Source organism: Natrinema sp. 1APR25-10V2 (genome assembly GCF_031626495.1).
GTDB lineage: Archaea > Halobacteriota > Halobacteria > Halobacteriales > Natrialbaceae > Natrinema.
Genome location: NZ_JAMQOJ010000006.1, coordinates 125,465 through 140,295, shown reverse-complemented (window position 1 = coordinate 140,295; position 14,831 = coordinate 125,465). Strand labels below are relative to the sequence as shown.

Genomic DNA, 14,831 nt, shown 5'->3' with positions numbered 1-14,831 from the left:
GATTGCTGTGCTGCCACGCCGACTCGCGGTTCGGAATGCGACCAACCGCTGCGTTCCTGGGGAGGGCTACAGCGCTCCCCTCACCGTCCCTCAGCCTGATCGCCACGCAGCACCATGTAGGTGGTCGAGAGCCGCGCGACGAGTTTCCCCTCCGACGTATGCACATCACATTGGACGAGACCGAGGGTTCGACCCCGGTTGACGACGGTGGCCGTCGCCTCGAGGCGGTCTTCGAACACCGGCCGGAGGAAGTTGATCTTGAGTTCGATGTTCGTCGTCGACTCACCTTCCTCAAGGGTCGTCATGAACGCGACCGCGGTCGTCGTGTCCGCCAGTGCAGTGATGACGCCGCCCTGGACGGGGCCGCCGCGGTTCGCGTGCCGGCTGGTCGCCTCCATCGAGAGAACGGCCTCGCCATCACCGAGCGACTCGATTTCCCAGCCGAGCAGGGTGCCGATGGGGGAGTCCGATGGCGGGCCCGGCGACGGGAGATCAATCGACTCGTCGGCCTCCCCGCGCCGCCGCGCCTCGACGGCGGCCATCCCCTCCCGGACGCGCAGTTCCCGGCGCAGGGCGTCCGCGAGAACCGTGTCGGGATCGTCGCTCACCGTTTGAAGGCGGTCGTACTCGGCCGCTGGTACTGATAACTCGACCATCCGCGTGTCGTCCTCGGTGTCTGTCATGGCACCCGATACGATAGATTACTATGTGGAGGTTATGCCTCCGGCAGGCGTACTGGAATATTCGAAGCCGTCTACGTGCATGGACGAGACTGAGAGGAGGGATCGACGCTAGCTCGACCGCTGTGTGACTTCTCCCACGACTTTAGTCGTGGGCGTCCCTCACTGAGGGGTAACCCCACGTCTTCTGGGGGATTCGCAGGTTCCATCTCACCGTTGGTTCTCTTGAGTACGACCTGTGTTTCGGGCTGAGCCACAACAGCCCCCACCATGGATAGCGGACTCTGATTGTTCTTACCGACGGCTCGTTTGCCGATGTAACGCTGTCCGTTCATCGATAGCCGAGAATCTCATCCAGGCACATCCCGCTGACCGACGACGGCATACCCGCAAACGCGCTGCTGTGGCGGAAGTCGACCGCTGTGACGTCCTCCGAACGGCTGAACTTGTGGGCTTTCGCGATCATTGTATCATCCCCTCGCACTATATGAGGCACAGTAACAATGATCGTAGTGAGATGAGCAGTGGTATGGAAATCCGACCTGAGGTCTATAGCTACGAACTCGACTGGACGTATGACGAACCGCTCGGGGTCCACGTGCTCGACACCGATCAAGCCACGATCCTATTCGGTGCCGGGAGCGAGGCTACAACCGACCAACTGGCCGACATCGCCACTGATCACGAGATCAACATTGTCATCGTCGAACACGGCGATGCCGACCACTACGGCGGTGTCCCGGCGTTGCGCGCTGCCATCGACGGGCTTGTCGTTGCTGCCCCGGCTGACGACGTCGCGGCTCTCGAGGCGGCCGGCCTCGAGGTCGACACCCCGCTGGCATCTAACGACACCTACTGGGGCATTCGACCGATTGCGGCACCCGGCCACACGCCCGGCAATATGTCCTATCTCTACGAGGAGATCCTCGTGGCGGGCGATACCGTCGTCGCCGCTGACTCGCCGTTCGCCGCGGCGGGGGACTGGAGCGGCCCGTTCGCCGTCATCGACGCGGACTACAACGCCGACGACGAGCAGGCACGCGACAGTGTCGCGGTCCTCGCCGAGTACGAGTTCGAGACGGTCCTGCTCAGCCACGGGGCGAACGTCACTGAAAACGGACACGACCCGGTCGAGACGCTCATCGAAGATTTCGATCAACCGAAGACAACGTGAAGTCCCTCGAGGGCACGCCCCGAGGCGCTCACCATGTTTCGCCTGTGAAATCAACTCAACCTGCCTCGATGTCCGGCAGTCGTGGCCAGTACGGAGGCGGACTTGATGCACCGGGTGCTGCGCCTGCCGGTGCTAGTGCTGTCTGGCGATGACCCACTGTGACATAGCGAGAGCATGCGGGACGGGGCGCCAAGTGTCGCTGTCAGAGGCACTCGGCGGCGACCCTACGCAGTGAGCGGCTGCCCCGTCCCAGGCGTGAGTGGCCATCTCGAATTGATATAGCTACTGGCCACTCCGCTTCCGCCGCCGATCGGACACGTCAGAAGCGGCGCGCACTCGTACACCCCCCGGCCTGACTCGTCCGAAAACCGCCTTGAGAGGGCGCGCCGTGAGGTTCAGCAGTCACCTCGCCCAACCGGCGAGCTACGTTGGTCCCCCGTTGGGCCCGCCAGCCTGCTAGTACTAGGTGCGGAACGTCCCATCACCTATCGCCGAGCAGCCCCGCTTCGAGCTACCCTGACTTACGTGGGTTCAACCCCCAGTGGGGAAACCCCACGTCTTTAGCCGTGGGAGGATGTCAGTGCGGACACACCGCCGGGTTGTGGCGCCGAATACGCACAGCGTCTGAGAGCCCCCCTCCTGCCGCACGTGCATACGTCGACCGCGTGGCCGTGGCTCAGTGAGTGGCTCTCATCCGCTAGTCCGCATACGTACCCAAACCATTATTAGACTGACTTGTATCAGGACGATTAGCCGGTATGACGGACCGGCTGACAGGGATACCAGGGAACAGCACCCCCACTGCAGACGTCGTGTTCCACCTTTCGCATCGTTCTCCGACTGCATACGGCTGCGCTGCTGTCGCTGGCCAGGCTTCGATCGTTTCACTGTGGACAGGCATGCACCGGAGGTCGCGGTCCGGGTAAGTGGCCACGTCCGGTCGCGTGCCCAGTCCGGCTGGATGTCGGTAACGCCTCATACTCGGCGGCGGTGCAGACTGTACTCTCACGTACGCGCCTCTGCGCGCTCGTCCTCACTGGCGTCGGGCTGGTGCTGACGGGCATTCTCGCGGCCGTCGCAAAAGCGGGCGCGGCCGTTGGCCCGTCGGACCCAAGGTGAAAGCAGGCACCAGACTGGCCACACTGGTGGTACGTGACTCGGTTGTCGATGCGACGGTGTCTGCTTCCGCCGGCCGTCCGTCAGCGAGGGATCGTTCGCCTTCACCGCGCGTAGCGAAAACGCTGCCAAGCGTGCTGTTCGTGGGCTCGGTGACTGAAAGCGGCACTCAGAGAGTGAGACAGAACAATAGGTAGCTACTGGACCTATTCTTCGAAAAGGGCTCGAACACGGACGCTGCCACTACGAACATCTCCTACTAAGGGCCACACGTATCGGCGATTCGCTTTCGAGAAGGAAATCGAGCCTTCGAGGAGTGGGGCCGCTATCCCCTCAGAGTTGCTCTCGCGCGGCGAAGAGTTGGAGCGCCTCCCGGACGTGGTAGTCCTTCTCGCTGGCCTCCTCTGCGACGAGTGCCGCATCCAAGTGCTGGGCGATCTTGACCTGCGTTACGTCCGGCGATCGGTCGGGTTGGCAGAGTGACCCATCAATCATAGAGAACACGTTCTACACAGTGCGTATAGGTTTAACGGCCATTCCCAGCCTTCTTCTGGCCATTGTTAGTCGATATTAACACTGGCTGACCCATGAATATCGATACCACGAGTCCTGCCACACGGCCCCACACAGAGACCACCCACAAACGCACACCGCGACAGCTTAATTCTGTGTGAGCGACGACCTCACCCGTCCACCACCTACTGCGCAGACCGGATCCGACTTGCGGGTCAGGCGTCATGGGCGTTCGTTCGATGGACATGCAAGGCGAGTACCCCGGGGCACGACCCCGACGGAACGTGGTTAGTGTCATCCGGCGTCGGCTTCCTCCCCGACCGCAAAGGCCGGACTATCCGCCTCGTACCGCCTGTGAAGTGGATAGCCGCCGCAATCGCGTATCCAATCAATATACGTGAATGAATTACGTACAGCCACCCATGAACGACAGTGACCGCATCGCGATCCTCGGCGGAACGTTCACGCCGATCCACGACGGCCACCGCGCACTCCTGCACAAAGCCTTCCAGACCGCGAGCCACGACGGGACAGGCGATGGCCACGTGATCGTCGCCCTGACGGCGACGGCGCTGGCGAAACGGACACGGAGCGATCCGACCCACGCCGAACTCCTCGGCCCGTTCGACCAGCGACGCGACGCACTCGAGAGCGAATTGGACCAACTGAGTGGTGCCTACACCGCGTCGCACGAGATCATCAAACTGGAGGATACGCACGGTCCAGCGGCGACCCGCGAGGACATCAATGCGCTGATCGTCTCCCCCGAAGGAAAAGCCCAGCACCGCGCTCACGAACTGAACGAGCAACGGGTGACCGACGGGCTCGCACCCCTCGAGATTCACACCGCCCCGTTCGTCACCGCCGACGACGGAGTTCGGATCAGTAGCACCCGTATCCGAAACGGTGAGATCGACGCGCACGGACAGTTACTCACTGATCCGAAGTGACGGCTTCATCGCACGGCTAAAGCCGTGGGCTTTCGCCTGCGCCATCTGTGATGGAAACACCAGTCCGTGACCCGCCGTTGTCATCTATACGCGCCTTCAATCGGAGATTCGACCTGACGCTTTCTCAAAGAGGTGACAGCGAGCAGGACAGCAATGCTCACAGGGGACAGTTGGAACCCGAAAGCAGGGGGGAAGGAGTGTGCGTCTGAATGGGGGCTAGAAGCAACTAGTTCTTTTCGGTGATAACTATTAACAGTTATTGATGGCATCAAACGGCCAACAGTATTATCACCTCGCAATGTTAAAGATTCTCTGGCGAGGGGAAAGGATCTGGTCGAAGACCCGACACCGATCTGCTCCGAGACAGACCTCGCCATGTCCGAGATCGTCCCAACGTGGAGTCAATTGCCAGATTGTCACACTCGATCTCGGACCTTCCAGTGACGCATCTAGGAGGGGGCAGAAACCGCTGACCACGGTCGGCGGTACAGAACACTCGCATTTATCAGAAAAGCCACGGCCAACATCAGCGAGACGCGTATCGATCGACGAGGAAGGCTCCTGATTGTCGTGCACTGATCGACGTCACCGTCCTATCGAATAAGCCGGTCCCGAACTCGTCGAATGGACCAGGCAGCTGGCCGTCAATCGCTTCATCGAACACGATATCAGCTAAGGTGTGGAGAACGTCGTAGAGGTAGAGTGAACCTACCAGATTGCAGATTTCTGGTTACGATTCGAACGGAAGATCGTCGAGGAACTCGTCGCTCTGGTAATCGAGATGATCCAGCCGAGGACCGAGCAGTTCGCGAACGAGGACCACCAAGGGATTGGTCTTTCCTTCACCGATCATCGCGATCTCCGTTTTCGTCTCATCGGCATCTTCGTCCCACAGTCCGACAACGACGTTCTCTCGATCAGCGACGATCAGTCGACTCAGCTTGGGGTAGCTCGCCTGTTCGTACATCCAATCCAGTTGCGGGTCCCATACTGTCGCATCCGGCAGACACTCCCGAAAGAACTCCCTGGCCTCTTGGTTTTCCGTCCCAGCGTAAAACTCAACTCCCCGGTCGATGGCTCTCTCTGCGGACGGCAGACACTCCTCGCTGAGTAGTTCGTCGGAGGCGTAAATCAGAAACAGTTCGTCTTCGGCTCGATCGGCCAGCTCTCGGCTGTAGTCGTACACGGCTTCTCGCCCTTCGAGTCGTCCAACGGTACTCTCGTCGGGTCTACGGCCTGTCCGTACCTCAGAGAGCAGCACGTCGCAGACGTCGATGTCCATCCAATCGGCGGTCACTGCCGAGGAGTCCCCCTTGGTGACGACATTGTTCTCGCGGTCGTACTCGACCAGCCCCGCTTCGTCAAGTCGGGGGAGGTACTTGTGGTGGAGCGAGATGACCGTCCGCTCGAGTTCGGCTTCGTCCGCCGAACCGAGTCGGTCGGCGAGTTCGGTCACAGCGAGTTCCTGAGGAGCATCGTTGAGAGCGGTTAATATCGCTCGGTTAGTAGCGTCAGCAAGTAATCGAATGAGTTCTTCGTCCTGCGAATCCATTACAAAGGAATATTCTTGTTGGGTAATAAGGAGAATGGCTCCACTCGCATCTACAGTTTCAGAATTTAAATCCATCAATTTTCGTTGAAGCTCGCATCTTCTCAGCGGTCAGAAGTCGGATCGACCACTAGCTGTTTGAGTGATGAAAAGCAGACGAACTAGTAGAGTTTTAAGCGAGGGAATGAACCGGCTCGAGGACGAGTGAGTCGCGGCGCGCAGGCGTCTCGGCATGACGGCACATCGCCGGGCATTCGACCGACCCGGAGGCACTCGCCTTCCGCGCCTGTAGAAAACGGTAGCAGTGGGCGAACTCGACTGGCTGTGAGACAGACCGAAAGTGCATACCGACGTTGGCAGAAGGAGAAAGACCATGCTGGCAGTGGCTTTAATTCTTGGTCCGTCGAATTATCCCAGCACAGATCGAATGGGTTCAGACGATCGTTCACCAGAACCGTCGTTCTACGTCTCGAATCCCGGGACCGACGAATAGGTGCACGCCGACGGTGATCACGCCACATCGAAGTGCTCACGCTGGCAGCGCGGATATCGGTGGGGAAACCGATGCTGCGCCGGCGACCTGTACGCTGGGTCGTGCTTACCGCCGCGGCGGCGCTCGCAGCCGAGGGGCGTCGCTAATCTAGGTCGTACAGTCTCGCTCAGGCGCCCTGCACGGGAATCACGACCCGGGGGTGCCAGTCCGTCGGTGGAGGGTCGCCAGTGCGACCGGACCGGTGGGTTGCGACCGGTAGGTGCGGATATTAGTGCTAGCTAGGATTGATTAGTAGATAGATATATACGCACGGTTGTTATTTCGCCGGAGCAGGGGAAGGAGATGACAGACACCGAGAATTTACTGCCTGCCAGCGATGCGTCGAGCGAGTCGGCGCCAGAGCGACGGAAGGCGGTTGAAGCCCTACTGACGGAAACGTCTCGAGTCGTGAGTCCAGATGCGACTCTGTATTACGTTTGGATCCAGTTCGACGACTCGTACTCGGAACTGGCCCACCGGGAACGCATCCTGGTCGAGCTCGATAACGCCCTCGATATCCGCAGCGCGCGGCCGCAACTCGAGGAGTTCAGCTCGGCTGATACCGAGATCGAGCTCCTCCTCGAAACGCGGATCGAGCCGGAGTCGGTCGTCAAGGCGCTCGATCACGACTGTATCGATAGCGTCACGTACTGGGTAGTCGATCCGGACGCCTTCGATCTCGAGGTCGCTGAGACCGCCAAAGCCGATGGCAGAAGTGCCGCCGCGGAGTTCGAGCAGCTCCGCCAGCAGTATACGGCCGACGCGGACGAGACCGCGACCGATCTCGGGACCGGGACGTTCGAGTTTACCGAGCCGTGTACCGTGAGCTTTTCCGACGATGAGGTCGAGTTCGCGGAACTGCTCTCGGGCGCCGACGGTGAGGAAGATGCCGAGAACACGACGTCCGGGCGACAGACTGACTCGCTCCTGGGGGCACTCGTCGCGGAACTCGAGGCCGGCACCGCTGACCCCACCGACGTAGCGACGCTCTGTGAGTACATAGATCGGCAGCGGTCGGAGACCAGCCTCGAAGTGCGGCTGAACCATGTCCAGGAGCGAATGGACACGTTCGCCGCCTATCTCGACGCACTGGAGGAGTTCCTCGACGAGGAAGGGACGGCCCAACAGCTCCTCGAGGAGATCCACACGGAACTCGGTGACCTCCGTGACGACCTGGAGTCGGCCGCCACCGAACGGGAGGAGCTTCGAACGCGGCTCACCGAGCTGGAGGCGACCGCTCCCGCGGCAGATGAGGTCGAGGCGGAGTTCGCGCGGGTCGATACGCAGATCGAGACCGTCGTGGATGAGGTTCGAGAGGAGGTGGGCGACATCGACGCCCGTCTCGAGACGCTGCATGCGGAACTCGAGGAACAACAGGAGTGGCGCCGACGGCTCTCGGCGGTAGTCGCCACCGATGCGCCTGCTGCGGCTGACAGCGATGAGACGTGACGAGAAGCCTGGAGCGCTACCTCGAACCGAGGCAGTGGTTGATCACCAGTCTCAGCCCGGAATGACCGAAGAGACGGGTGCTACTGTCCGGTTTGCGATGAGTACGCAGGCCGACGGCCGAGTGACATGGTAGGGCAGGGAGGGCGTCCGCACCGGCGCTAGGTCGCCACGCATACGAGGAGTGAAGAGGCTATCCGCGACGGAATTCCGCTCTCGGACACAGAGGTGCGCGCTGTGTTGCAGCGTCGCTGGCGGGCCACATAGACGAAGTCCACCGGATTTGACATCCTCCCATCCCTAAAGGGGTGGGCTTCCGCTCGCTGCGTGTCACTACGGCCCCGTCTAGTGGTTTGCTGCCGGTGCTAGTCTCGGGGCAGCCACCAGACGAACCGTTTCCCGACGTCCTTGCGTCGGACGCGATCGTCCGCATGCAACTGCTTCAACCGCCGCCGCGCAGTCTGCAGGTGGTAGTCGAAGTGGTCCGCCACCTCTCGAGTCGTCACTACCTCTTCGGCGGCGATGAACGCCACGAGATCCTCGTCCGAGTGTCGCTTCCCGAACGAGCCGCCGTCATCGTCTTCCGCCATGTAAGGGTGATCACCAATACCGTCCACCATTCGATACAGTGATATGATGGTTTCGGAACTGGTGACTGCCGTGTTTGCTTTAACGCGCATGGTGGAGCTTATGCAAATGGAGCTAGTAGCAACGATTCGCACTGCGAGTCTCAAGGCGTCGCCCCCACCATCGACTGAGCCAATGACCGTACTTCACCGAATTATCTCTGCTGTTGCCGACGAAACGGGAGAACCGCCGACCCATCTGCCGCCGCTGCACGACACGATTGACCCCGACGCGCTAGAGCGACTGGTTGCCAGCGCGGACACAGAGCAGTTGCAGCTGTCGTTCACGTATGCCGGTTATCGGATCAGCGTGTACGAAGACGGGACGATCGATTATCACGAACGCTGACACGGGATACGGTACGCACGGCTGATACGGGCCGATAGCGCCTTCGGCCGTCTTTGGGCGGAGGTCACCCTGGGTGGTCCTCTCGGGTCGAGGGATACTACCTTCATCGGGTCGCGGCCGCGAGAAGCGTCGGCGACAGCTCTGACCGCACTAGTCCGGACTCGAGGAGTCCGACGCCGATGGTTCGTCCGGTGGGCTTATCACCGCACTGTCCGCGGCGAGAATCCCGTCCACGAGTTCGACCTCCTCGGCGGCCGAGATCTCGTCGGAGCGGAAACAGGCGCGAAGCACCTTATGAGCGAGCGCTGGATCGACCGTGTGCTGGCGGCCGCGCACGAGTTGTCCTTCGAGCCGCTCGAGGCGGGCGGCAAGGTCGGCGACGTTGTCGGCGAGCGCCGCGACCGTTTGTTCGGTCGGCTGTCCCACCGCTTCGCTCTCGCTGCCTCTCTCGGCCGCCCGATCGGTGCTCGTGCGGTCGTCAGCAGGTACTTGGCTGGGTGCCTCCGCGTTGGGGCTCGTCGGTCGATCCGTGGACGGCGCTGCGTTCGGCGCGTCGTTTGCCGTCGCATCACGGTCGACGGCCTCGGACGCGGTGTCGCCGCTGTGTGCTGCTGCGGTCGGCGTACCGGTCGATGCCGTATCGGTGGCTGCGTCATCGTCGGCGGCCTCCTCGTCAGTCTCATCGCTCGTAGCCGCACTCGCTGCGGCGGCAGTGTCGTTCGTCGGCGTGTCATCCTCGGCTGGCTCCGGCGACGTAGTGACCGAGTCGGCGACTGCCTCGGCCTCGTCGCCTGCCGACTCGGCCTGAGCGAAGAACCGATCGACGAACGCCCGGCGGGTCGCCCAGTCGAAGCCATCGATCCCGTTGACCCGCTGGCTGATCGTCGCGCTGGTCACGCCCAGACGCTCAGCGAGCGTCGCCTGCGTCGCGTTCGGCCAGTCGCGGATCGCATGTAACGTCTCCAATTGTTTCTCGGTCACTTCGTCCGGTTCGGGGATCGATAGTTCGGGACTTTCCTCGTGGTTGTTCACAGTTGTGTCGTCGATCGCTGTCTCGTGGTTCTCGATCGGCTCATGGTCGGCGTCGGATGTCGACGCCTGTGCTGCGGAACCGTCCGCTCTGGTCTCGGCGGCGTCGGCTGTAGGCCTGCCTGGATCGCCGTATTCTTCGAGGACCTGTTCAACCAACGGAGGCGACGCAGCGCTGACCGCTGCAGCGATCTCATCCATCGACGCCCCCGGTCGGTCCTCTGCGACCGAGAGGATCCGCTTGTGGATGACTGCTCGTGGATGGGCCGGACCACTATCATTACTCTGTACTGTATCGAATGCTGGTGTCTTACTCATGCTCCCCCTTCGTTCGCTCTCCGAAATCGCGCTACGTGAAGCCGACCATGTCCACACAGTTATACTTTCTTGCCATCAATCATCTCCTCGATGCTTCAACATACGAAACTATCTACTGTATGACGGGGGCTACCACTAGGCCGCGATTTCACGATGTGAAAAGGTCTTAGCGCGCGGACTCGGCTCGAGCCGCTGCCATCATGAGCGGCAACGACGGGAACATCGCTCCCGGTGGCCGATCCCGGTACAGCGCCGGGAGCCTTGACGGTGCTGTCCGCTGCGGTGGTGACAGTGCTGACGGGCGCGCCGTCGACACGGAGCCGACCGGGTTCATCGGTCAGTTCCTTAAAAGTCGGTGCCAGGCGTTTTCTTCCGGTCGTACTGAGGGGAAGTGGCGGCCGCACGCTCATTATCCAGCATGCTCCGGCCTAATGCGCGCCCAGGGAAAACCAGCGATAGCGGAAGCCGACGATTTTGCTCACAAAGGAGGTGACGGCTGGTCATTGAAAGCGAGCCATAAGCTGCACCTAGTACTAGGAACCAGTAGCAACATCTAGGTGCCATAGACTACGGTGTCTCCCCTTCGTGCTTTGTCCGGGTCGACGGTCTATTCGGGTGTTCGATCCTGCATATTGATTATATATGCATATATCAATTACAATTGGACGCTTATTTCTCACCAAGGGTGTCAAAAGGCCAGTTTGGAAGTTCGAGGACAAAGCTTTAGAATATTGGTACGGATGATCATATCAATGTACGATGATCGAGAGCTCGAGGAGATCCGAGAGCGGCGCGAAGAGTGGGAAGCGGACACGCTCGAGCCGTCGCTGGAACGCGGCGAGCGAAAGGACCGATTTGCGACTGTCTCGAATCACGAGGTCGACCGACTCTACACCCCCGGCGATATTGCTGACCTCGATTTCGAGGACGACCTCGGATTTCCCGGGGAACCACCGTATACGCGCGGGCCGTATCCGACGATGTACCGCGGGCGGACGTGGACGATGCGACAGTTCGCCGGCTTCGGCACCGCCGAGGAGACAAACGAGCGCTTTCATTATCTGATCGACGAGGGCCAGACGGGGCTGTCGACGGCGTTCGACATGCCGTCGCTGATGGGCATCGACTCCGATCACCAGATGAGCGAGGGTGAAGTCGGGAAGGAGGGCGTCGCCGTCGACACGCTCGCCGACATGGAAGTGCTGTTCGACGGGATCGACATCGGCGAGGTCTCGACGTCGTTCACGATCAACCCCTCCGCGCCGGTGATCTATGCGATGTACATCGCGCTCGCCGATCAGCAAGGCGTACCCCGCGAGGAGATCAGGGGCACGCTCCAGAACGATATGCTCAAAGAGTTCATCGCCCAGAAGGAGTGGGTCATCCCGCCGGAGCCCGCACTCGAGGTCGTCACGGACACGATCGAGTTCGCCGTCGAGGAGACGCCGAAGTTCCATCCCGTCTCGATTTCGGGTTACCACATCCGCGAGGCCGGCTCGACGGCCGCCCAGGAGGCCGCATTTACGCTCGCCGACGGCTTCGCCTACGTCGAGGACTGTCTCGACCGCGGGCTCGACATCGACGACTTCGCGCCGCTGCTCTCCTTCTTTTTCAACTCGCACAACTCCATCTTCGAGGAGGTCGCGAAGTTCCGGGCGTCGCGCCGCCTCTATGCCCGCGTGATGGACGACTGGTACGGCGCCGAGGCCGACGAGTCCAAGCGGATGAAATTCCATACGCAGACGGCGGGCCAGTCGCTAACGGCTCAGCAACCGCTCAACAACATCGTCCGCGTCACCATTCAGGCCTTGGCCGGCGTCCTCGGTGGCACCCAGTCGTTACACACCAACAGCTTCGACGAGGCGCTGGCGCTGCCCAGCGAGAAGGCCGTCCGCGTCGCCCTCCGAACGCAGCAAATCATCGCCGAAGAGTCCGGCGCGGCCGACATCGTCGACCCCATGGGCGGGAGTTTCGCCATCGAAACGCTCACCAACGAGATGGAAACCGAGATCATGGACTACCTCGAGGAGATCCGCGAGATGGGCGACGGCTCGATCCGCGACGGCGTCCTCACCGGGATCGAACGGGGCTACTTCCACCGCGAGATCCACGAGGCCTCATACGAGTACCAGGAGCGCGTCGAGCGCGGCGAGGAGGTCGTCGTCGGCGTCAACGAGTACACGATCGCGGAGGACACGTCGCCGGAGATCCTCCAGATCGACGAAACGACGCGGGACCGCCAACTCGACCGCCTCGAGCGCGTCAAAGACGAACGCGATGACGAAGCCGTCGATGCGACCCTCGAGGCGCTCTCCGACGCGATCGAGAACGACGAGAACGTCATGCCGTACGTCGTCGACGCCGTGAAGGCCTACGCGACGATGGGCGAGATAATGGCGGTCTTCGAGGACCACCACGGCAGCTATCAGGAAGAGGTCGCCCCCGTGTGAACTACCTCTGCCTACTCGCTCTCTTCGGTCGCTCCTTGAGGACGGGGGCTTAGCGCCCTCGCTTTCAGCTAACGATCGATCGGCGGACTGGGGAAAATCAGTTCCGTTCGGCCGCGCACCTGCTCGACGATGGGTGACGGCGGACCGTCTGCGTGTCCGATAGAACAATAGGCCCGACGAGAGTGACATCCTCCCCGTCGTAAACAACGGGGCTTCCCGTACCGAAGGTGGGATATTTGATGGTTTACGACACGGCCTGTTCTCTCGTGTGAAACATCCCACTCTCGCGGTCGAACAGGTGTACCGATGGCTGTGCCACACAGCCGTTACTCCTATCCTCACCATGAGGACTCGGAGTTATCTTCTGGCGCATATTCTCTGCCCCGTTGCAATCCGCGTTTCCGACTAACCCGCACGACGAGCAGACGTACAGCCCACGATGTTTGCGGTTGGACTTAGTGTCGTCACCACACTTCGAGCAGGTCTTTGAGGTGTCCCACTCGTCCTCCTTCAACACCTCAACACCGCGTTTTTCGCCTTTGTATTCGAGGTACTGGTAGATACGGTCGAACGCCCACGTATGCAACTTCTTGTTCCCAGTCTTCCCCCAATCTGAGTCACGAACGTTCTCGGGCCAACTCACTGCGAGCGTTCCAACATCACGTTCGACGCACTCTGTGATGATGGTGTCTGAGAGGACGTGGTAGAAGTGTGACTCCCGGTCAGCAAGTTTCTGACGCGCCCACATCGACTTCTCAGACGGGCCGTTTTCACCTTCCGTGTCGTACTCAGAACGCTTAAAGTAGTGCTTGTCCTGCTTGAGTGAGTTGCCGGGGTACAGGACGTACTCGTCAGGGAACGCGACCGTGGCGATATTCTTGATACCGAGGTCAATACCGGCCACTTCGTCGCCTGCTGAGTCGTTGGTTTCGAGACTGACTTTGCAGACAAAGTGTAGTTCCCACTCATCGCCGTTCCAGACAGTGCGAACGTTCTGTACCTTGTTGACTTCCGAAAGGTCAACGTCGGGACGAGTCTGGTATTCGCAGAGGATGAAGTCCGAGAAGTGTTCTTTGAGGTTCGAGCCTTTCGAGAGTCGGACTCTGTTGTTCTCGGGGTCGTGTTTGAACCCGTCTGCTTTGAACGTGACCGTGGAACGTGGTCGTTCATCGCCGTGTTTGCGGTAGCCGGGGGGATTCGCCTTGTCGTCTTTGTGTCGCAGGTCGAACCATGACTGGAAAGCGTCAGAAAGTTCTTCGATGACTTTCTGACTGGATTGTGCATTCAAGTCTTTCCAGCACGCTTGGTTCTTCATATACGATTTGAGCGGACCTTCGTCTGGGATTTTACCGATTTCGTCCCATACGCGGTCGGCTGTCCATCGTGCGACGTTCCAGATTTTCGAGGCGGAATCTCCGAGCGAGTCAAGGCCATCGCAGACCTGTCTGTGGTTCTGAATGGAACCAACGTAGGTACGAGTGGCCCGAATCGCCATATATAGCCTATGTAGGTAAAGTTACTTAATGCTACGGATTAGCGTTGAATATCCACCGTGCCATCGACGGTGGTTTGTGTGGGAAGTGTCGGATTCGCTCCCGCCGTAAACGGCGGGGTTCTCTCCTTGAGGAAAGATAGATCCTCCCATGAGCACTGAGACCAAACAGCAATCGATTCGGTGCCTGGTCGCGAAAGTCGGACTCGACGGTCACGACCGCGGTGCGCACGTTATCGCGCGTGCGTTCCGCGACGCCGGGTTCGAGGTTATCTACTCCGGATTGCACAAGTCCCCCGACGAGATCATCCAGGCCGCCGTCCAAGAGGACGTCGACGTCCTCGGGATCTCCATCCTCTCGGGCGCCCACGACACGCTCGTCCCGAAGATCATGGACGGGCTCGAGGAGTACGACGCCGCGGACGATACGCTGGTCCTCGTCGGCGGCGTAATCCCCGAAGAAGACCGGTTGGGGCTCAGAGACGAGGGCGTCGCGGCGATCTTCGGCCCGGGTACGTCGATCGAAGAGACGGTCGAATTCGTCCGGGAGAACGCTCCGGAGCGCTGACCGACGGAGGAGCGAGTGGCCGATCGTCGGCTGCCGAGA

Annotated in this window: 13 protein-coding genes; 6 read left to right on the top strand and 7 right to left on the bottom strand. The window is 60.7% G+C overall.

Annotated features, from left to right (window positions below):
- Window positions 1-80: 80 nt before the first annotated feature.
- Together NDO75_RS19010 and NDO75_RS19005 are read right to left on the bottom strand one after the other, a co-directional pair.
- Window positions 81-683, bottom strand: coding sequence for a PaaI family thioesterase (locus NDO75_RS19010; RefSeq protein WP_310908192.1), 603 nt, complete (start codon window positions 681-683; stop codon window positions 81-83).
- Between the two features lie 328 nt (window positions 684-1,011).
- Window positions 1,012-1,146 (bottom strand): hypothetical protein, encoded by a 135-nt coding sequence (locus NDO75_RS19005; RefSeq protein WP_310908191.1) that lies wholly within the window; start codon window positions 1,144-1,146, stop codon window positions 1,012-1,014.
- Window positions 1,147-1,209: 63 nt separating this feature from the next.
- Between NDO75_RS19005 and NDO75_RS19000 the strand changes: the two genes are divergently transcribed.
- On the top strand, window positions 1,210-1,854 hold the full coding sequence (locus NDO75_RS19000; protein ID WP_310908190.1) for an MBL fold metallo-hydrolase: 645 nt from the start codon (window positions 1,210-1,212) through the stop codon (window positions 1,852-1,854).
- A 1,449-nt stretch (window positions 1,855-3,303) separates the two neighbouring features.
- On the opposite strand, the gene NDO75_RS18995 is transcribed toward NDO75_RS19000, so the two are convergent.
- Window positions 3,304-3,465, bottom strand: a complete 162-nt coding sequence (locus tag NDO75_RS18995) for a hypothetical protein (RefSeq protein ID WP_310908189.1) — start codon at window positions 3,463-3,465, stop codon at window positions 3,304-3,306.
- Between the two features lie 440 nt (window positions 3,466-3,905).
- Between NDO75_RS18995 and NDO75_RS18990 the strand changes: the two genes are divergently transcribed.
- Window positions 3,906-4,433 carry a pantetheine-phosphate adenylyltransferase gene (locus NDO75_RS18990; protein WP_310908188.1) on the top strand — a complete coding sequence of 176 codons (528 nt, stop codon included), beginning with the start codon at window positions 3,906-3,908 and terminating at the stop codon, window positions 4,431-4,433.
- Between the two features lie 730 nt (window positions 4,434-5,163).
- Here the strand turns inward: NDO75_RS18990 and NDO75_RS18985 are convergent.
- A complete protein-coding gene (locus tag NDO75_RS18985; protein ID WP_310908187.1) occupies window positions 5,164-5,985 on the bottom strand; it encodes an ArsR family transcriptional regulator in 822 nt (273 codons plus the stop codon).
- 832 nt (window positions 5,986-6,817) lie between these two features.
- Between NDO75_RS18985 and NDO75_RS18980 the strand changes: the two genes are divergently transcribed.
- Window positions 6,818-7,963 carry a hypothetical protein gene (locus NDO75_RS18980; RefSeq protein WP_310908186.1) on the top strand — a complete coding sequence of 382 codons (1,146 nt, stop codon included), beginning with the start codon at window positions 6,818-6,820 and terminating at the stop codon, window positions 7,961-7,963.
- A gap of 362 nt (window positions 7,964-8,325) precedes the next feature.
- On the opposite strand, the gene NDO75_RS18975 is transcribed toward NDO75_RS18980, so the two are convergent.
- Window positions 8,326-8,550, bottom strand: a complete 225-nt coding sequence (locus NDO75_RS18975; RefSeq protein ID WP_310908185.1) for a DeoR family transcriptional regulator — start codon at window positions 8,548-8,550, stop codon at window positions 8,326-8,328.
- Between the two features lie 43 nt (window positions 8,551-8,593).
- Between NDO75_RS18975 and NDO75_RS18970 the strand changes: the two genes are divergently transcribed.
- Window positions 8,594-8,935: a HalOD1 output domain-containing protein gene (locus NDO75_RS18970; RefSeq protein WP_310908184.1), complete on the top strand. Its 342-nt coding sequence runs from the start codon at window positions 8,594-8,596 to the stop codon at window positions 8,933-8,935.
- A 150-nt stretch (window positions 8,936-9,085) separates the two neighbouring features.
- On the opposite strand, the gene NDO75_RS18965 is transcribed toward NDO75_RS18970, so the two are convergent.
- Complete coding sequence (locus NDO75_RS18965) at window positions 9,086-10,282, bottom strand: hypothetical protein (protein WP_310908183.1); 1,197 nt, start codon at window positions 10,280-10,282, stop codon at window positions 9,086-9,088.
- 752 nt (window positions 10,283-11,034) lie between these two features.
- On the opposite strand from NDO75_RS18965, the gene NDO75_RS18960 reads away from it, so the two are divergent.
- Window positions 11,035-12,732: a methylmalonyl-CoA mutase family protein gene (locus NDO75_RS18960; protein WP_310908182.1), complete on the top strand. Its 1,698-nt coding sequence runs from the start codon at window positions 11,035-11,037 to the stop codon at window positions 12,730-12,732.
- 244 nt (window positions 12,733-12,976) lie between these two features.
- Here NDO75_RS18960 and NDO75_RS18955 read toward each other — a convergent pair whose 3' ends face one another.
- The gene (locus NDO75_RS18955) at window positions 12,977-14,227 is read right to left on the bottom strand and encodes a transposase (protein ID WP_310908181.1); all 1,251 of its coding nucleotides are present in this window, start codon (window positions 14,225-14,227) and stop codon (window positions 12,977-12,979) included.
- Window positions 14,228-14,375: 148 nt separating this feature from the next.
- Between NDO75_RS18955 and NDO75_RS18950 the strand changes: the two genes are divergently transcribed.
- Window positions 14,376-14,792: a cobalamin B12-binding domain-containing protein gene (locus NDO75_RS18950; RefSeq protein WP_310908180.1), complete on the top strand. Its 417-nt coding sequence runs from the start codon at window positions 14,376-14,378 to the stop codon at window positions 14,790-14,792.
- Window positions 14,793-14,831 lie beyond the last annotated feature (39 nt).